At 73.5% G+C, this 17,121-nt stretch carries 17 protein-coding genes; 8 read left to right on the top strand and 9 right to left on the bottom strand.

What is annotated here, in order from left to right; translation table 11 throughout:
- The 5 genes from SGA01_RS33260 to SGA01_RS33240 all read right to left on the bottom strand — a co-directional run.
- A partial coding sequence (locus SGA01_RS33260) for an ABC transporter ATP-binding protein (protein ID WP_141301297.1) occupies positions 1–851 on the bottom strand: 851 nt, incomplete at its 3' end.
- Positions 848–1,963 carry an energy-coupling factor transporter transmembrane component T gene (locus SGA01_RS33255; RefSeq protein ID WP_141301295.1) on the bottom strand — a complete coding sequence of 372 codons (1,116 nt, stop codon included), beginning with the start codon at positions 1,961–1,963 and terminating at the stop codon, positions 848–850. The genes SGA01_RS33260 and SGA01_RS33255, both read right to left, overlap by 4 nt.
- Before the next feature lie 7 nt (positions 1,964–1,970).
- A complete protein-coding gene (locus SGA01_RS33250; protein ID WP_371866249.1) occupies positions 1,971–2,726 on the bottom strand; it encodes an SCO2322 family protein in 756 nt (251 codons plus the stop codon).
- On the bottom strand, positions 2,723–4,033 hold the full coding sequence (locus SGA01_RS33245) for an SCO2321 family membrane protein (RefSeq protein ID WP_141301294.1): 1,311 nt from the start codon (positions 4,031–4,033) through the stop codon (positions 2,723–2,725). Before SGA01_RS33245 ends, SGA01_RS33250 begins: the two co-directional genes overlap by 4 nt.
- Before the next feature lie 294 nt (positions 4,034–4,327).
- A complete protein-coding gene (locus SGA01_RS33240) occupies positions 4,328–5,365 on the bottom strand; it encodes a Strvi_7410 family MBL fold metallo-hydrolase (protein WP_141301292.1) in 1,038 nt (345 codons plus the stop codon).
- A gap of 126 nt (positions 5,366–5,491) precedes the next feature.
- Here SGA01_RS33240 and SGA01_RS33235 point away from each other — a divergent pair, with 126 nt between their 5' ends.
- The 4 genes from SGA01_RS33235 to SGA01_RS33220 all read left to right on the top strand — a co-directional run bounded on the left by SGA01_RS33235 (position 5,492) and on the right by SGA01_RS33220 (position 8,485).
- On the top strand, positions 5,492–6,952 hold the full coding sequence (locus tag SGA01_RS33235) for an aldehyde dehydrogenase (protein WP_055643803.1): 1,461 nt from the start codon (positions 5,492–5,494) through the stop codon (positions 6,950–6,952).
- Positions 6,952–7,185 (top strand): ferredoxin, encoded by a 234-nt coding sequence (locus SGA01_RS33230; protein WP_141301290.1) that lies wholly within the window; start codon positions 6,952–6,954, stop codon positions 7,183–7,185. The genes SGA01_RS33235 and SGA01_RS33230 overlap by 1 nt, the downstream gene beginning before the upstream one ends.
- A gap of 58 nt (positions 7,186–7,243) precedes the next feature.
- Positions 7,244–7,843 carry a hypothetical protein gene (locus SGA01_RS33225; RefSeq protein ID WP_141301288.1) on the top strand — a complete coding sequence of 200 codons (600 nt, stop codon included), beginning with the start codon at positions 7,244–7,246 and terminating at the stop codon, positions 7,841–7,843.
- A gap of 99 nt (positions 7,844–7,942) precedes the next feature.
- A complete protein-coding gene (locus SGA01_RS33220; RefSeq protein ID WP_141301287.1) occupies positions 7,943–8,485 on the top strand; it encodes a hypothetical protein in 543 nt (180 codons plus the stop codon).
- Positions 8,486–8,544: 59 nt separating this feature from the next.
- Here SGA01_RS33220 and SGA01_RS33215 read toward each other — a convergent pair whose 3' ends face one another.
- Positions 8,545–9,174: a TetR family transcriptional regulator gene (locus SGA01_RS33215; protein ID WP_141301285.1), complete on the bottom strand. Its 630-nt coding sequence runs from the start codon at positions 9,172–9,174 to the stop codon at positions 8,545–8,547.
- A gap of 239 nt (positions 9,175–9,413) precedes the next feature.
- On the opposite strand from SGA01_RS33215, the gene SGA01_RS33210 reads away from it, so the two are divergent.
- The 4 genes from SGA01_RS33210 (at position 9,414) to SGA01_RS33195 (ending at position 13,450) form a co-directional block, all read left to right on the top strand.
- A complete protein-coding gene (locus tag SGA01_RS33210) occupies positions 9,414–10,742 on the top strand; it encodes a glycosyltransferase family 4 protein (RefSeq protein WP_141301283.1) in 1,329 nt (442 codons plus the stop codon).
- 148 nt (positions 10,743–10,890) lie between these two features.
- Positions 10,891–11,625, top strand: a complete 735-nt coding sequence (locus tag SGA01_RS33205) for a class I SAM-dependent methyltransferase (protein WP_141301281.1) — start codon at positions 10,891–10,893, stop codon at positions 11,623–11,625.
- Positions 11,622–12,713, top strand: coding sequence for a prenyltransferase/squalene oxidase repeat-containing protein (locus SGA01_RS33200; protein ID WP_141301279.1), 1,092 nt, complete (start codon positions 11,622–11,624; stop codon positions 12,711–12,713). The genes SGA01_RS33205 and SGA01_RS33200 overlap by 4 nt, the downstream gene beginning before the upstream one ends.
- Before the next feature lie 161 nt (positions 12,714–12,874).
- Positions 12,875–13,450, top strand: coding sequence for a hypothetical protein (locus SGA01_RS33195; RefSeq protein WP_229917562.1), 576 nt, complete (start codon positions 12,875–12,877; stop codon positions 13,448–13,450).
- A gap of 13 nt (positions 13,451–13,463) precedes the next feature.
- On the opposite strand, the gene SGA01_RS33190 is transcribed toward SGA01_RS33195, so the two are convergent.
- The 3 genes from SGA01_RS33190 to SGA01_RS33180 all read right to left on the bottom strand — a co-directional run bounded on the left by SGA01_RS33190 (position 13,464) and on the right by SGA01_RS33180 (position 16,556).
- Positions 13,464–14,474, bottom strand: coding sequence for an LLM class F420-dependent oxidoreductase (locus SGA01_RS33190; RefSeq protein ID WP_141301277.1), 1,011 nt, complete (start codon positions 14,472–14,474; stop codon positions 13,464–13,466).
- Positions 14,475–14,588: 114 nt separating this feature from the next.
- Positions 14,589–15,473: a DUF5336 domain-containing protein gene (locus SGA01_RS33185; protein ID WP_141301275.1), complete on the bottom strand. Its 885-nt coding sequence runs from the start codon at positions 15,471–15,473 to the stop codon at positions 14,589–14,591.
- A 129-nt stretch (positions 15,474–15,602) separates the two neighbouring features.
- On the bottom strand, positions 15,603–16,556 hold the full coding sequence (locus SGA01_RS33180) for an N-acetylmuramoyl-L-alanine amidase (RefSeq protein WP_190133492.1): 954 nt from the start codon (positions 16,554–16,556) through the stop codon (positions 15,603–15,605).
- Positions 16,557–17,121: the final 565 nt, after the last annotated feature.

The raw sequence follows: 17,121 nt of genomic DNA, 5'->3' as shown, positions 1-17,121 counted from the left end.
TTCGCGGGGTGGGGGAGCAGCCCCGCAGGGCCCGCCCCCGCCGGCCGTCCCGCCAGTCGCTCCTTCAGTTCCCCCGACCGCCGCCGCGCGTCCCGCACCGTCAGCGGCAGCGGGTCCCAGCCCGCGAGGCGGCCGAGTGCCACCACCGGCGGGTGGACCGGGGAGATCGCCATGATGTCCGTCGGCGCGCCCATCACGCCCTCCGGCAGCAGGATCACCTGATCCGCGTACTGGACGACCCGCTCCAGGCGGTGCTCGGCCAGGAGGACCGTCGTGCCCAGGTCGTGGACCAGGCGCTGGAGCACGGCCAGGACGTCCTCCGCCGCCGACGGGTCCAGCGCGGACGTCGGCTCGTCGAGGACGAGGACCTTGGGGTGCGGGGTCAGGACCGAGCCGATCGCGACGCGCTGCCGCTGGCCGCCGGAGAGCGTGGCGATCGGGCGGTCGCGGAGTTCCGCCAGGCCCAGGAGGTCGAGCGTCTCCTCGACCCGGCGCCGCATGACGGCCGGGGCGAGGCCCAGCGACTCCATCCCGTACGCGAGCTCGTCCTCGACCGTGTCCGTCACGAAGTGCGCCGACGGGTCCTGCCCGACGGTCCCCACCACGTCCGCCAGCTCACGCGGCGGATGCGTGCGGGTGTCCCGGCCGTCGACGGTCACCCGGCCGGTCAGGGTGCCGCCCGTGAAGTGCGGGACCAGGCCGGAGACCGCGCCGAGCAGGGTCGACTTGCCGACGCCGGACGGGCCGACGAGCAGGACGAGCTCCCCCTCGGGGACCGTCAGGTCCAGGCCCCGCAGGGTGGGCTCGCGGTCCTCCTCGTACCTCACCGAGACGTTCTCGAAGCGGATCACGCGTTCTCCTTCGGTACGGGGGCCACGAACGCCGGGACCAGGCCCACCAGGATCGAGACGGCCGGCCAGAGCGGCAGCTCCGGCGCCTCCAGCGGGACGACCCCGGGGTGCAGCGCCTCCGGTGCGTACGCGTTGGCCCAGATCATCAGGACCGCGACCGTCACTCCGGAGCCCGCGACCAGCCAGGCCCGTACGCCCCAGTGGTCGGGCCGGTACCGGGTCCGCACGGTCCGCAGCCCGCCGAGCCGGAGCCCCGCCATCGCCGCCAGGAGCCCGGCGGCGAGCAGCGGCAGCCCGTATCCGGCGCCCTCCGCCGCGAGCAGCCCGTACGAACCGGCGCAGACGCCGAGCAGCCCGCCCAGGGTCAGCACGTTCGTCGTACGGCGTACGGACGCGGGGACCTGCGCCGTCCGGCCGTAGCCCCGCGCGTCCATCGAGGCCGCCACCGCGATCGACCGCTCAAGGGCTCCTTCGAGCACCGGCAGACCGATCTGGAGCACCGCCCGGACCCCGCCCGTGGGGCGGCCCCGCAGGCGGCGGGCGGTCCGCAGCCGGACCACGTCGGCGACCATGTTCGGCGCGAAGGTCATCGCCACGACGACGGCGACCCCGGCCTCGTACAGGGCCCCCGGCAGCGACTTCAGCAGCCGCGCCGGGTTGGCCAGCGCGTTCGCCGCGCCCACGCAGATCAGCAGGGTCGCCAGCTTCGCGCCGTCGTAGAGGGCGAAGACCAGCTGCTCGGCGGTGACCCGGCCCCCGATCCGTACCCCTTGCGCCCACTCGGGCAGCGGCACCTCGGGCAGCGTGAACAGGACGTGCGTCCCCGGGATCGGGGAGCCGAGCAGCAGTGAGAAGACGACCCGCAGGAAGACCACGAACAGGCCGAGCTTCACGAACGCCCCGTACGAGCGCGCCCAGGGCGCGTCCGTGCGGCGGGCCGCCACGACGTAGCCGGCGACCCCGACCAGCAGGCCGAGCAGCAGCGGGTTGGTGGTGCGCGAGGCGGCGACGGCCAGGCCGAGCGCCCACAGCCACCAGGCTCCGGCGTGGAGGGCGTTCGACCGGTTCGCCACGGGGGCCGCGAACGTCCTGCGGCTACGGGCGGGGCTCATGCGGGGCTCATCCGCGGCGGCGGGCCTTCCAGACCGCGGCGCCGCCGAGCGCGAGCACGGCAGCCCCACCGGCGAGCACACCGAAGGAGGGGCCCTCTCCGCTCTCTTCGCCGGAGGCGGAGGCGGAGCCGGTGGCGAGGGGGGCGGCCGAAGCGGAAGCGGAAGCAGAGGCGGACGGCGCGGTGGGCCGCTCCTCGCCCTCCGCGACCTGCTCGCCGCAGCCCCGCGCCGGATACCCGGCGATCCCGCACAGCATCGCCGCGCCGTCGTACCGCAGCGGCTTCGCCACCGCGGCCAGCGCCTCCGCGCCCGTCGCGTCCTCACGGACCTGCGCGCAGCCGGCCGTGACCGGCTTCGCCGGCGGCTTCTCGCCGGTCGGGGCGTCCTGCGGGCCGCCGAAGTCGACGACGACCGCGATCCGCTTGCTGCCGTCCTTCTTCTCCACACCCGCGCAGATCCCGGAGAAGTCGGGGAGGGCGGAGGGGCGGGAGGTGTCGCTCGTGCCCTGGCTGAGCGCGAAGCGGAAGCCGATCGCGTCGCCGTCGGCGGGGCGTGCGGTGGCCGGTCCCTGACTGGCGTAGGTCCAGGTCTTCCCGCCGTCGCTCTCCCAGAACGACCAGTAGCGGTAGCCGGCGGCCTGTGCGGGGGCCGCCGCGACGGCCGTGAGCGCGAGAACCGCCCCGGCCACGACGGCGCCGGCCCGGGTGGCCCCGGTCCGGGCGGCGCCGGTCCGGGCGGCCGCGCCGTTCCTGCTCGTCGTCACTTCTTGCGGCCGCTCACGAGGAAGCCGATGCCGACGCCGACGACCATGCCGATGCCGATGATCCACCACACGTCGAAGCCGGACTCGTCGTCGCTCGTGGCCGCGTCGGAGGTGTCCGGGCTCTTGGGCGCCGGGCCCAGGGCGTTCAGCTGCTCGACCAGGTCGGCCGTGCCGAACTCGCGCGGGTCGGTCTCCGTCGCGCGGGCGGCCAGGATCAGCTGCGCGTACGCGGCGGGGCCGCTCTCCTTCGCCCAGGCGGCGGAGTTCTTCTCCAGCCACTCCAGCGCGGGCTGCGCCTCCTTCGTCGCACCGGCAGCGGCGAGCGCCAGGACCGCGTCGGCGGTGTTGCCGACGTCCGGCTTCTCCGTCGTGTCGGTGGAGCCGGGCATCGGCGGGGCGGTGAGGTGGCCCGTCTTCGCGAGGGCCTTCGCCAGGTAGGAGGCGCCGTTGAGCGCGGCCCGCTCGATGGTCGGCTTCGTCAGGTCCTGGCAGGTCGGGGACTGCTCGGGGGAGGCCTTGGTGGAGACGACGCTCTTGCCGAGCCCGGCGAGGGTGGCCGCGGCGGTGGCGTCCGCGTTGGCGAGGAGCTTGCCGGTCTTGTCGGGCTGGTACGCGAAGGCTCCGGCGCCGTCCTTGTCGGAGCAGGGCAGCGCGAAGGTGAGGAGCGCGTCGTAGGGGGTGCGGCCCTCGACGGAGGTGTAGGAGCCGGGCTTGATGCCGGTCGCGGCGAGGGCGCCGGCGATGAGCGAGGTGGAGTTGGCGTCGCTGGGGCCGCCGGGGGTGTAGCCCCAGCCGCCGTCCTTGTTCTGCACGCTCCGCAGCCAGCCGTCGCCGGCCTTGACGGCCTTGTCGACCTTCTCCGGGTCGGCGGACTCGCGGCGGACGGAGCCGAGCGCCTGGACGGCGAGGGCGGTGGCGTTGGTGTCGCGCATGGTCTTCGCGTCGCAGGGCGTCGCCGTGTCCGCGCGGTAGGAGCTGAAGGAGCCGTCGGCGCACTGCTGGCCGAGGAGCCAGTCCACGGCCAGGTCGGCGGGCTGGAAGCCGGCGCCGCGCTGGGCGAGGAAGGCGTACGACTGGCGCCACACGCCGTCGTACGTCGGGTCCGCCGTGCCGTACAGACCGCTGGAGGCCCCGGACGCGGAGGCGGACGCCGAGTCGGGCGCCGGCTCGGACGACGCGGATGCCGAGTCGGACGGGGCGTCGGACGGGGAGGGAGCGGCGGCTGCCGGAAGGGCCAGGGCCGCTCCGGTGCCGATGACGACGGCGGCGGCTGCGAGCGCGGCGGCGCCGCGGCGGACGGTGTTCATGGGGCCCTCTCCTGCGGCCGGGCACCGGCACGCCACAGGGGCACCAGGCTCCGGCTCCGTATTCCTCGACGGTGCCGGCGGTCACGTCCCGGACGGGGCAGTCCGACTCGCCGCCCCGTTCACGGGGTGGCTCACGGTTGCGGGTCAGTGCCGGATTTTCACCGGCTTCCCCCCATACGCGGGCATGATGACGACCCGCTCACTCTACCGGCCCGTATGCCCGCCGCCCGGAGGGTGCGAGGCGCCTCACACAGCAGCTCACACCGCGCCCCACCCGGCGCCCCGTACGCCGCCTCACACCGCGACGTACGTCACCGGGTCCGTGCCCGGCACGGCCTCCGCGCGGCCCAGCTTCACCAGGCGGCGGACGTGGGCCTCGGCCTCGCTCACGGCGATGTTCCGGGAGCCGTGGGGGATCTCGGCCCAGGGGCGGTTCCACTCCATGCGCTCGGCGAGCTGCCAGGGGGTGAGCGGGGCGGCGAGCAGGGAGAGGAGCCCGGTGAGCCGTTCCTCGTGGTGGGCGAGGAGCTCGTGGACCCGGCCGGCGGCGTCGGCGAAGGCGTACTGGTGGGCGGGGAGGACCTCGGCGACGCCGAGGCGGCCGATGCGTTCGAGGGAGTCGAGGTAGTCGCCGAGGGGGTCGGTCTCGTGGGCCTCGCCCGGGTTCTCGTACAGGCCGATGTGCGGGGAGATCCCGGGCAGCAGGTGGTCGCCGGAGAAGAGCCGGCCGTGGCCCGGCAGCCCGGCGGGGTGCTGCTCCTCCAGGTGGAGGCAGACGTGGCCCGGGGTGTGGCCGGGGGTCCAGATCGCGCGCAGCCGCCGGCCGGCGAGGTCGAGGAGCTCGCCGGGGACGATCTCCCGGTCGGGTACGGCGGAGCGCAGCCCCGGCAGGGTCCGCATGCGGCCGGCGGCGCGGGCGGCCCGCAGCGGGGCGACGTGCTCCTCGGGGGCGCCGACGGCGGTCAGCTTCTGCGTCATGTAGTCGAGCCAGGTGCCCGGCTCGGCCTCGCGGGTGCGGCGGACGACGGCCGTGTCGGCGGCGTGCATGGCGATCCAGGCCCCGGACTCCTCGCGGACCCGGCCGGAGAGGCCGTGGTGGTCGGGGTGGTGGTGGGTGATGACGACGCCGTGGATCTCCTGGACCGAGAGGCCCAACGCGCCGAGTCCGGAGGTGAGTTCGTGCCAGGAGGTCGGGTCGTCCCAGCCGGTGTCGACGAGGACCGGGCCGCGGTCGGTGTCGAGGACGTGGACCAGGGTGTGGCCGAGCGGATTGTCCGGGATGGGCACCCGCAGGGACCAGACGCCTCCGCCGTGCTCGGTCACCTGGGTCATGTGCCCTCTTCTCTCCAAGGCCGTACGGAGCCTGCTCGACCGTTGCCCATGGTAACTAGAACTGGTATCAGTTCTGAAGCACCGTCAGAAAGTCAGAGAACTTCTTCTCCTCGGGAGGCAGCGGTCATGACCGAGCTTGTGGAGCACGGAAAGCTGTTCATCGGCGGGGAGTTGACCGATCCGCTCGGCAGTGAGGTCATCGAAGTGATCTCGCCGCACACCGAGGAGGTCATCGGCCGGGTCCCGCACGCCTCCGAGGCCGATGTCGACCGGGCCGTCGCCGCCGCCCGCCGGGCCTTCGACGAGGGGCCCTGGCCGCGGATGGCACTGGAGGAGCGGATCGCGGTCGTCACCCGCATCAAGGACGCGTTCGCCGTCCGCTACGAGGAGATCGCCCGCTCCATCAGCTCGCAGAACGGCTCCCCGTACTCCTGGTCCGTCCTCGCCCAGGCGCTCGGCGCGATGATGGTCTGGGACGCGGCGATCACCGTCGCCCGGGACTTCGCCTTCGAGGAGCGGCGCGGCGGCGTGCTCGGCCCGCTGCTCGTCCGGCGCGAGCCGGTGGGCGTGGTCGCGGCCGTCATCCCGTGGAACGTGCCGCAGTTCACCGCCGCCGCCAAGCTGGGTCCGGCGCTGCTCGCCGGCTGCGCGGTGGTCCTCAAGCCCTCGCCGGAGGCGCCGCTCGACTCGTACATCCTCGCCGAGATCGCGACCGAGGCGGGGCTGCCCGAGGGCGTGCTCAGCATCCTGCCCGCGGACCGCGAGGTCAGCGAGTACCTCGTCGGGCACCCCGGTGTCGACAAGGTCTCCTTCACCGGCTCGGTCGCGGCCGGCAGGCGGGTCATGGAGGTCGCCTCCCGCAACCTCACCCGGGTCACCCTCGAACTCGGCGGGAAGTCGGCCGCGGTGATCCTGCCGGACGCGGACCTGGACACCGCCCTCGCCGGGATCGTCCCGGCCGCCTGGATGAACAACGGCCAGGCGTGCGTGGCCCAGACCCGCATCCTCGCCCCGCGCTCCCGCTACGAGGAGATCGCCGAGGCCTTCGCGGCGGCGGCGGGCGCGCTCGTCGTCGGCGACCCGCTCGACCCGGCCACCCAGGTCGGTCCGCTCGTCGCCCGGCGCCAGCAGCAGCGCTCGCTCGACTACATCGGCATCGGCCAGGCGGAGGGCGCCAAGGTCCTCGCGGGCGGCGGCCGCCCGGCGGGGCTCGACCGCGGCTGGTACGTCGAGCCGACCCTCTTCGGCGGCGTCGACAACTCCATGCGGATCGCCCGCGAGGAGATCTTCGGCCCGGTCATCTGCCTCCTGCCGTACGAGGACGAGGCCGAGGCCCTGGGGATCGCCAACGACTCCGACTTCGGGCTCAGCGGCAGCGTCTGGACCGGGGACGTGGAGCACGGCATCGACTTCGCCCGCCGGGTCCGCACCGGCACCTTCAACGTCAACACCTTCAGCCTCGACATGCTCGGCCCCTTCGGCGGCTACAAGAACTCCGGCCTGGGCAGGGAGTTCGGCCCCGAGGGCTTCGGCGAGTACCTGGAGCACAAGATGATCCACCTGCCGGCCGGATACGGGGACGCGTGATGGGGGACCGCTGGCACGTCGAGGTCGACCGAAGCGTCTGCATCGGCTCCGGCATGTGCGTCAACCACGCCCCGGCCGCCTTCCGCCTCGACACGGCCCGCCAGTCCCACCCCACGGACCAGGAGGCGGACGCGGGCGAACGCCTCCTCGCGGCGGCGGAGGGCTGCCCGGTGGAGGCCATCCTGATCACCCTGGCGGACGGCGGCGAGCCGGTGTACCCACCGGAGGAGTAGCAGGTCAGGGCCGCGTGCGACACTCCCTCGGCACAGCAGCCGAGGGAGTGGGGACGACATGCGCGGGACACGGTGGGCGGCGGTCGCGGCCGGGGCGGGCGCGGTGGCGCTGCTCGGGACGGGGTGCGGGACCGTCGGGGTGGGGGAGAAGACCGGCTCCGGGGGCTTCGGGCGGGAGGCTGCTCAGGGTGAGATCCGTGCGGCCGTGGCCGGGGCCGGGCTGCCGGAGTCCGGCCTGCCGGAGACGGGGGAGGCGAGCTCCACCGCCTCGGCCGGCAGCGAACGGGAGCGGCTCGCCCAGCGGGCCGCCGCCTGCACCGCCGCCTGGCAGTACGTCGGGCCCACGGTGGACGCGGCGCGGGGGAAGTTCGACCGGACACTCGCCGCGCTCGTCGAGGAGGGCTGGAAGACCGGGAACCGGCAGGTGGAGAAGCTCGACGAGAAGGGTGGGACCTCGGTGGCCGTCACGCTCAGGAAGCGTGGCTGGACGCTGATGGCACGTCACCATGCCTCGAAGACGGTGGTGATGGACGTGGTCTCCTTCCAGGCGACGGAGGACGTGTGCATGAGCCGGTTCACCGAGCGGGAGGCGAAGCTCCTGTTCGGGGACGACAACGGGGTCAGCGGCGGGGACGGCAAGGGGGACGCCACGGGGTGACATGTCCCCCGTTCGTCACGCACTGTCGTTCCCACGTGCAAAACTGTGCCCTTGAAAACGGGGGCAAGAGGCCTTCGTACATGCGTATTTGGGAGTGTCGTGCGCAAGGCGAAGTGGGTGGCCGCGGCCGCTGGTGTGGTGCTGCTGGTCGCCGGTTGCGGCAGCGAGGGCGGTTCGGACAAGGGCGGTTCGGCGTCCGGGGGTTCCTCCTCGGCCGGTTCGGCCGCGACGGGCGGTTCGGGCGGCTCCGGCGGCGAGCGGCTCGACGGGGCCGCGGTCACCAAGGAGCTGACCGACGCGGCGACGGGGGCCGGCTTCACACAGGACGCCTCGGGCGAGCAGATTCCGGCCGAGGCCAAGGACTGCATGGTCAGCTGGACGGCCGATGCCGAGACGGCCAAGGACCCGGCGAAGTCCTACACGGACACCGTGGCGACCCTCACCAAGGGCGGCTGGACGGAGGAGCGCAGCTCCGGACAGGGCGGCTCGGTCATCAAGTCGCTGAAGAAGAGCAGCTGGCAGCTCCAGGCCAGCAACCACTCCGCCGGCCCGCTGAAGCTGGTGATGTTCGTGGCCGTCGACGGCAGCCCGGAGTGCGCGGCGGCGATCGCGGGGGCCAACAAGGTCACGCCTTCGTCCTGATCCACCGGTGCCGCCCGCGCCCCCGGCATGTCAGCCGCCGGGGGCGCGGGCGCGTCCCGTCAGTGGCGCGGCGCCGCCTCCGGGGCCGTCAGGTCGATCAGCCGGCAGACCGTCTCGATGTCGATCTTCACCTGCGCGATCGAGGCGCGCCCCGACAGCCAGGTGATCAGCGCCGAGTGCCAGGTGTGCTCGATCACCCGCACCGCCGACAGCTGCTGCGGGCTCGGGTGCTCGACCCCCATCGCGTCCAGGATGATCGCGGTCGTCAGCCGCGAGACCGTGTCGACCTCGGGGCTCACCCCGCGGTCCGCGAAGGTCAGCGCCCGCACCATCGCGTCGGCCAGCTGCGGCTCCCGCTGGAGCGCCCGGAAGGCCCGCATGAGGGTCTCCGCGACCCGCTCCGCCGGGTCCGTGCCCGCCGGCGGCCGCTTCCGCAGCGTGGTGTGCATGTGCTGGAGCTGGTCCTGCATCGTCGCGACCAGCAGGTGGATCTTGGACGGGAAGTAGCGGTACAGCGTGCCGAGGGCCACCCCGGCCGCCTCGGCGACCTCCCGCATCTGTACGGCGTCGAAGCCGCCCCGCGCCGCGAGCTGCGCGCTGGCGTCCAGGATGCGGCGCCGCCGTGCCTCCTGGCGCTCCGTGAGAGCCGGCGCCGAGGGGCTGAGGTCCGCCCTGTTGTCTGCGGTCATGGGTTCCCGTTCCGTGCGGTGGGAGCGGCGGTGGGGAGCGACAGTATGGCGGTCCGGCCGTCGTGGCGCGAATCACCTGTTCCGGCTCTCACCACGGAGCTACCTGCCGGTAGATTCTGTCCTCCTTGAACGATCAAGAAGATCGTCCGAGGAGATCGAGAACGATCAAGTCTGTAACTTGTTCTAGATTAGCGCGAGCGGTTACGCTCCGGCGAAACACGCTCGAAGGGGGTCGCCCAGTGACCGCGGAAGCCATAGAGGCAAGCCCGGCCAGCCCCCGGCAGGGCGTCACCGCGGACGGTGACCGTCCGTTGCGGATCGCTCTCCTCACGTACAAGGGCAACCCCTTCTGCGGAGGTCAGGGCGTCTACGTCCGCCATCTCTCCCGCGAGCTCTCCCGCCTCGGCCACACCGTCGAGGTCATCGGCTCCCAGCCGTACCCCACGCTCGACGACGGCGTGCCGCTCACCGAGATCGCCAGCCTCGACCTCTACCGCTCGCCGGACCCCTTCCGGACGCCGAAGCGCGAGGAGTACCGGGACTGGATCGACGGCCTGGAAGTCGCCACCATGTGGACCGGCGGCTTCCCCGAGCCGCTCACCTTCTCCCTGCGGGCCCGGCGCATGCTCGCCGCCCGCCGCGGCGACTTCGACGTCGTCCACGACAACCAGACCCTCGGATACGGGCTCCTCGGCGGCCCCCGGGCCCTCGGCGCGCCGCTCGTCACCACGATCCACCACCCCATCACCGTCGACCGGCAGCTCGAACTCGACGCCGCCGCCGACTGGAAGCGCCGTGCCTCCGTCCGCCGCTGGTACGCCTTCACCCGCATGCAGAAGCGCGTCGCCCGCCGGTCCGAGTCCGTCCTCACCGTCTCCGGCACCTCCCGCCAGGAGATCGTCGAGCACCTCGGCGTACGCGAGGACCGCATCAAGGTCGTCCACATCGGCGCCGACACCACGCTCTGGTCCCCGGACCCGGCCGTCGCCGAGGTCCCCGGCCGGATCGTCACCACCTCCAGCGCCGACGTCCCCCTCAAGGGCCTGGTCTTCCTGATCGAGGCGCTCGCCAAGCTCCGCACCGAGCGCCCCGACGCCCACCTCGTCGTCGTCGGCAAGCGCGCCGAGGACGGCCCCGTCGCCCAGGCCATCGAGCGGTACGGGCTCGGCGGCGCCGTCGAGTTCGTCAAGGGCATCAGCGACGCCGAGCTCGTCGACCTCTACCGCTCCGCCCAGGTCGCCTGCGTGCCCTCCCTCTACGAGGGCTTCTCGCTGCCCGCCGCCGAGGGCATGGCGACCGGGACCCCGCTCGTCGCCACCACCGGCGGCGCGATCCCCGAGGTCGCGGGAGCCGACGGCGAGACCTGTCTGGCGGTGCCGCCGGGCGACGCGGGGGCGCTGGCGGCCGCGCTCGGGCGGGTGCTCGGCGATGCGGAGCTGCGGGCCCGGCTCGGTGCGGCGGGCCGCGCCAGGGTCCTGGACCGCTTTACGTGGGCGCGCGCCGCTCACGGGACGGCCGAGCTGTACCGCGAGGCTGTGGCCCGTCAGGGAGCCGGAGTCCGCCGGTGACACCTCGCCGTTGTCGCCGGGTGCGGCCCGGTGGGTGGGTTGTGCCCACCCTCCCCCGAGCTCTCGGCTCCGCTCGAGCAGGGGGGACCCCCATCGCCCTGCGGAACGCCTGCCCGCCCCCACCCTCCAACCGCGAAAGCAGGACTTCGTGCTGACCGTCGACTTCACCCGCTTCCCGCTCGCCCCCGGCGACCGCGTGCTCGACCTGGGCTGTGGTGCGGGCCGGCACGCCTTCGAGTGCTACCGGCGCGGCGCCCAGGTCGTGGCCCTCGACCAGAACGGCGAGGAGATCCGCGAGGTCGCCAAGTGGTTCGCGGCGATGAAGGAGGCCGGGGAGGCCCCCGCCGGGGCGACCGCCACGGCCATGGAGGGCGACGCCCTCAACCTGCCGTTCCCCGACGCGTCCTTCGACGTCGTGATCATCTCCGAGGTCATGGAGCACATCCCGGACGACAAGGGCGTGCTCGCCGAGATGGTCCGCGTCCTCAAGCCGGGCGGCCGGATCGCGATCACCGTCCCCCGCTACGGCCCCGAGAAGATCTGCTGGGCGCTCTCCGACGAGTACCACGAGGTCGAGGGCGGCCACATCCGCATCTACAAGGCCGACGAGCTCCTCGGCAAGATCCGGCAGGCCGGCCTCAAGCCGTACGGCACCCACCACGCGCACGCCCTGCACGCGCCGTACTGGTGGCTGAAGTGCGCCTTCGGCGTCGACAACGACAAGGCCCTGCCGGTCCGCGCGTACCACAAGCTCCTGGTCTGGGACATCATGAAGAAGCCCGCCCTGACCCGGGTCACCGAGCAGCTGCTCAACCCGGTCGTCGGCAAGAGCTTCGTGGCGTACGCGACCAAGCCCCACCTTCCGAAGGCCGACGCGAAGTGACCTCTCCCGAGCGGATCGCGGAGCACCTCGTCCTGCCCGGGGTGCTCACCGCCGAGCAGGCCGCCGAGACCGTCGCCGGGATACTCGCCGTCCAGCGCGAGGACGGCGCCATACCGTGGTTCCGGGGCCACCACCTCGACCCGTGGGACCACACCGAGGCGGCCATGGCCCTCGACGCGGCCGGCGAGCACGCCGCCGCGACCCGCGCCTACGAGTGGCTCGCCCGCCACCAGAACGGCGACGGCTCCTGGTACGCGGCCTACCACGACGGCGACCCGGACGACGTCACCGACCGGAGCCGGGAGTCCAACTTCGTCGCGTACATAGCCGTCGGCGTCTGGCACCACTACCTGTCCACCGGCGACGACGCCTTCCTCGACCGGATGTGGCCCGCCGTCTACGCGGCCGTCGAGTTCGTCCTCGGACTCCAGCAGCCCGGCGGTCAGATCGGCTGGAAGCGTGAGCCCGACGGCACGCCGGTGAACGACGCGCTGCTGACCGGCAGTTCGTCGATCCATCAGGCGCTGCGCTGCGCTCTCGCCATCGCCGAGGTCCGCGAAGAGCCGCAGCCCGACTGGGAGTTGGCGACGGGGGCGCTCGGTCACGCGATCCGCCGGCACCCCGAGCGCTTCCTCGACAAGTCCCGCTACTCGATGGACTGGTACTACCCGGTCCTCGGCGGCGCGATCACCGGCCCCGAGGCCAAGGCCCGGATCGAGGCCGCCTGGGACGAGTTCGTCGTGCCCGGCCTCGGTGTGCGGTGCGTCGTCCCGAACCCGTGGGTCACGGGCGGCGAGTCCTGCGAGCTGGCCCTCACCCTCTGGGCGATGGGCGAATCCGACCGGGCCCTCACGGTCCTCCAGGACATCGGGCACCTGCGCGCGGCGAACGGCATGTACTGGACGGGGTACGTCTTCGAGGGCGACACGGAGAGCGACAAGGCCATGTGGCCGGAGGAGCAGACGAGCTGGACCGCCGGCTCCCTCCTCCTCGCGGTGGCGGCGCTCGGTGGGGAAGAGGCGACGGTCGCCGTCTTCGGCGGCGAACGGCTCCCGGCCGGCCTCGAACCGGACTGCTGCGGGAGCTGAGGCGAGGGCCGAGGCCCGATCCCGGCCGGGATCGGGCCGGGATCGGCCACGGGTCCGTACGGGCTCCGTTCCGTGCGGAACCCGTACGGAGTCGCCCAAGTGGCGGACCTTCCGGACCGGGGTGAGGCTGGCGACGCCGCTATCCCCAGGGAGGTCTCGCCGTGCCCCGAACCGCGTCCGCGTCCAGAGCCGTGTCCCGCCCCTTCACCCGGGGTGTCGTCGCCCTGGTGCTGTCCTGCACCCTGCTCCTGACGACCGCCGCCTGCAACGACGACGACACGCAGAGCGCGAGCGGTGCCGCGACCCCGACGGCGTCGAGCACCTTCGAGCAGCAGAAGCTGGCCAAGACGCGGTTCGTGGCCAACGCGGGTCTCGCCGCGGGTGCCGCGTACCAGTGGATCGTGAAGCCGTACCGCGCGGGCAAGTTCGCGAAGGGCGCGGACGGGCGGACCTTCGCCCTCGTGAAGGCGGGTCTCGCGGGCGCGTTCACCTACAACCGGCTCAAGGCGGCGGTGAACAACGCCAAGGGCGACCCGCTGCTCTCGAAGGCGGTCGCGCCGCTCTCCGCCGGGATCGAGTCGCTCAAGGACCTCGGGACCAAGCTCCGGAAGGGCGAGGCGGGCGCCGCGGACGTCGGCGCCTTCGAGTCCGTCATCAACAGCATCAAGGACGCGGGCAAGAGCGCGGGCGCCGAGGTGGTCGACCAGGTGCCCAGTACGGCCCAACTCGGCGGGTAGGCGCTGGAGTTCTCTAGGAGTTCAGCTCCGCCAGGACACGGAGCGTCGCGGGGTCCGGTGAGGTGACCAGGAGGTCCGTCACCGGGCCCCGCCGCCATGCGTCGAGGCGCTCGGCTATCCGCTCCCGGGGGCCGACGAGCGAGATCTCGTCCGCGAAGGCGTCCGGGACGGCGAGCACCGCCTCCTCGCGCCGCCCTGCCGCGAACAGCTCCTGGATGCGGCCGGCCTCCTTCCCGTACCCCATCCGCCCCATGAGGTCGGCGTGGAAGTTGCGGGCGGCGTGCCCCATGCCGCCGATGTAGAAGCCGAGCATCGCCTTGACGGGCAGCAGCCCGGCCGTCACGTCCTCGCAGACCTGCGCGCGGACCATCGGGGCGACCGTGAAGCCCTCGGGGAGCGTCCCGGGGAGCGCGTACACCTCGGCCCAGCGGTCCGGGGACCAGTAGAGGGGCAGCCAGCCGTCGGCGATGGTGAGGGTCTGCGCGATGTTCCTGGGGCCTTCGGCGCCCAGGAGGATCGGGAGGTCCGGCCGGAGGGGGTGGGTGATCGGCTTGAGGGCCTTGCCGAGCCCGGTGCCGTCCTCGCCGGCGTACGGATGTGCGTGGAAGCGCCCGTCGAGTGTGACGGGTCCCTCGCGGCGCAGGACCTGGCGGATCACGTCCACGTACTCGCGGGTGGCGGTCAGCGGGGAGCGGGGGAAGGGGCGGCCGTACCAGCCCTCGACGACCTGCGGCCCCGAGAGGCCGAGCCCGAGCATCATGCGGCCGCCGGAGAGGTGGTCGAGCGTGAGCGCGTGCATCGCGGTCGCGGTCGGGGTGCGGGCGGCCATCTGCGCGACGGCGGTCCCGAGCCTGATGCGCGAGGTGTGCGCGGCGATCCAGGTCAGCGCGGTGAACGCGTCGGAGCCCCAGGCCTCCGCCGTCCACACGGAGTCGTACCCGAGCCGCTCGGCCTCGCGGGCGAGGTCCAGATGGGCGGGGGAGGGGCCGCGGCCCCAGTAGCCGAGGGCGAGTCCGAGGCGCATGGCGTCACCTTTCTGACGATCCGTCAGCTCACTGTCCCGGACGGGACTGTACGTCAACGGCCCCCCGCCCGGAAGGGATTCCGGACGAGGGGCCGTCGTGCGAGCCGTGCGGGATCAGCCGCGCTGGATGCCCGTGGTGTCCTGGAGGACGCCGCGGCGGCCGTCCTGCGTCTGGGCCACCAGGGCCGGACCGCGCTGCTCGACCGCCAGGTACCAGGTACCGGGGGCCAGTTCGGCGATCGGCGCCTGAGAGCCGTCCTCCGCGTACAGCGGGCGGGCGACCGGGACCGCGAACCAGAACGGCGCGAAGTCCGCGGACGGCTGCGCCGCCTGGGGCTGCGGGGCCGGGGCGGCCTGCGGCTCCGGCTGCTGCGGGGCGTGCGGCTGCGGAGCGTGCGGCTGCGGGGCACCCTGCGCACCGAACGGCTGGCCCGCACCGTGAGACGGGTCCTGCGGGGCGCCGGCACCGAACTGCTGCTGCGCACCCGGGTAGCCGTAGCCACCGGGGACGCCCGGCTGACCCGGCTGGCCGGGCTGCATGCCGTACGGCTGCGGGGTCTGCGGGCTCGGCGCGCCCACGAGCGGGGCCTTGAGGGCGGGCACCAGCGGACCGGCGACGGCGGCACCGGCGAGCACGAGCGAGGCGATCAGACCGAGGATGAGACCGGCACCGGCGCTCTCCGACTCGAAGATCCACATGAGCAGGGTCCACGCGGAGGCGATGGCGAAGCCGGCGCCGACCTGGCCGAGCTCCAGACCGGCGACCTTGCGCTGCTGCGGCAGGGCACGGGAGGCGACGACCAGCGCGGCACCGGCGATGCCGAGGAAGAACGAGCCCCAGCCGAGCGGGGACATCTCCCACGAGTTCGGGATGTCGATCTGGTCGCAGATCGCGTCGCTGGCTTCGCAGCTGGAGATGCCCAGGAACGAGGCGATGAACAGCACCACCGCTGCACCGATCAGCACGCCATCGCCTCGGGTGAGGGAGCGGATATTCACGTAAGAATCCTTCGTCAGGTCGTCGTCGCGGCGTTCGCGGCGTTGCGCGTCGTCGCGTCGGGGGTGGCGCTCAAGGTCGTGGCACGGGGGCGGCCCCATATTACGGAGCGAATCTATCGCTCGCGGGTTCTACCCGTTGAGGTAGGTGGCGATGCCGTCCGCCATGCCGCGGGCGGCCTTCTGCCGCCATGCCGCCGACGTCAGCAGCGCGGCATCCTTCGGATCACGCATATTGCCGCATTCGACGAAGACCTTGGGCACGGTTGAGAGATTCAGCCCGCCGAGGTCCTTGCGGACGTCCAACCCCGTGCCCCCGGCGAGATAGTTGGCGGGCGCGGTGCCGGTCGCGCGGGCGAAGTGGTCGGCGATGTTCTTCCCGAGTTCACGGGAGGGGCCGACGATCGCGCCGGTGTCCGCAGCGCCGGAGCTCACCCGTGCGGGCAGGATCACATGGAAGCCGCGGTGGCCGACGGCCGAGCCGTCCGCGTGGACGGAGACGACCGCGTCGGCGCGGGCCGCGTTGCCGATCGCGGCCCGCTCGTCGATGCAGGGACCCCAGGGCCGGTCGGCGTCGTGGGTGAGGACCACCTTCGCGCCGCGCGCGGTGAGGAGGTCCCGCAGCCGGTGGGAGACGTCCAGGGTGAAGGCGGCCTCCGTGTAGGCGGCCTCCGAGGCGGTGCCGTTCGTGGACGTGCCGGTGGTGTCGCACTCCTTGCGGGCCGTGCCGATGTCCACCTTCGCGTTGATCTCCCGGGAGTGCCGGAAGTTCCCGGGGTTGTGGCCGGGGTCGACGACGACGGTCCGCCCGGCCAGGGAGCGGGACTCCTGCTGCCCGGAGCCGGAAGGGGAGCCGGAGGAGGAAGGAGCCGTTGTCGCAGGCGTGGCGGAGGCGCCCGGTGCGGTGGGCGTGGCGGGTGTGGCGTTGACGGCGGGCGGCGGGGTCTGCGTCCCGCCCTTCCCGGCCGCCGGGGAGTCCTCGGACGCCTGGGAGGCGCCGCAGCCGGCGAGCGCGGCGCAGCAGCCCGCGAGGGCCAGCGCGAGGGCGAGGGTACGGGGGGCGGTCTTCCGGTGGTCGTACGGCACCCCGCGACTTTAGGCCCTGTGCGGGGCGAATGCCGGTAGCGGGTAGGTCGCAGCTTGGTCACCGGGTTCGCGGAACCGTGGACGCGTGTGGCCGGACGGTGAAGGGTAGGTGGAAGGAGCGACGGTGGGGTGTCACCGCGCATGGACCCACGAGGGGGAACCGTGGTGGGGGAAGAACCGAACGACGCACGTCCCGAGCCGTCCGACCGCGTGCCGGGAGCGGGAGAAGGATCGTTAGACAGACCTCCGCACGCCGGTGGTACGAGTGGGGGCTTCGGGGCTCCGGCGCCCTGGGAGGCCCCGCCGCCCGGCGGTCCGGGTGCCTCCGCTCCGGGAGCCTCCGGAGCCTCGGCCCCGCCGCCCGGATTCGGCCCGCCGCCCGGTGCCGGGCAGGGGTACGGACCCCCGCCGGGATCCGCGCCCGCGACCGCGCCCGGCTGGGCCGGTGCGGGGACGCTGCCGCCGCCGCCCGCCGCTCCGCCGGGGTACGGCCCGCCCTCCGGCTCCGGCCAGGGGCCGCGCGGTGAGGCGAACCCGGCACAGGCCGCCCTGATCGGCCTGCTCA

The sequence above is a fragment of the Streptomyces gardneri genome (genome assembly GCF_006539185.1).
Classification (GTDB): Bacteria; Actinomycetota; Actinomycetes; order Streptomycetales; family Streptomycetaceae; genus Streptomyces; species Streptomyces gardneri.
This window is presented reverse-complemented; position numbering and strand designations above follow the sequence as displayed.

Bases quoted from the DNA above. Each gene is read 5' to 3' on its own strand.
- SGA01_RS33215 (WP_141301285.1), bottom strand. From the start codon at position 9,174: ATGACCGCAGACAACAGGGCGGACCTCAGCCCCTCGGCGCCGGCTCTC.
- SGA01_RS33225 (WP_141301288.1), top strand. From the start codon at position 7,244: ATGCGCGGGACACGGTGGGCGGCGGTCGCGGCCGGGGCGGGCGCGGTG.
- SGA01_RS33235 (WP_055643803.1), top strand. From the start codon at position 5,492: ATGACCGAGCTTGTGGAGCACGGAAAGCTGTTCATCGGCGGGGAGTTG.
- SGA01_RS33245 (WP_141301294.1), bottom strand. From the start codon at position 4,033: ATGAACACCGTCCGCCGCGGCGCCGCCGCGCTCGCAGCCGCCGCCGTC.
- SGA01_RS33190 (WP_141301277.1), bottom strand. From the start codon at position 14,474: ATGCGCCTCGGACTCGCCCTCGGCTACTGGGGCCGCGGCCCCTCCCCC.
- SGA01_RS33230 (WP_141301290.1), top strand. From the start codon at position 6,952: ATGGGGGACCGCTGGCACGTCGAGGTCGACCGAAGCGTCTGCATCGGC.
- SGA01_RS33240 (WP_141301292.1), bottom strand. From the start codon at position 5,365: ATGACCCAGGTGACCGAGCACGGCGGAGGCGTCTGGTCCCTGCGGGTG.
- SGA01_RS33255 (WP_141301295.1), bottom strand. From the start codon at position 1,963: ATGAGCCCCGCCCGTAGCCGCAGGACGTTCGCGGCCCCCGTGGCGAAC.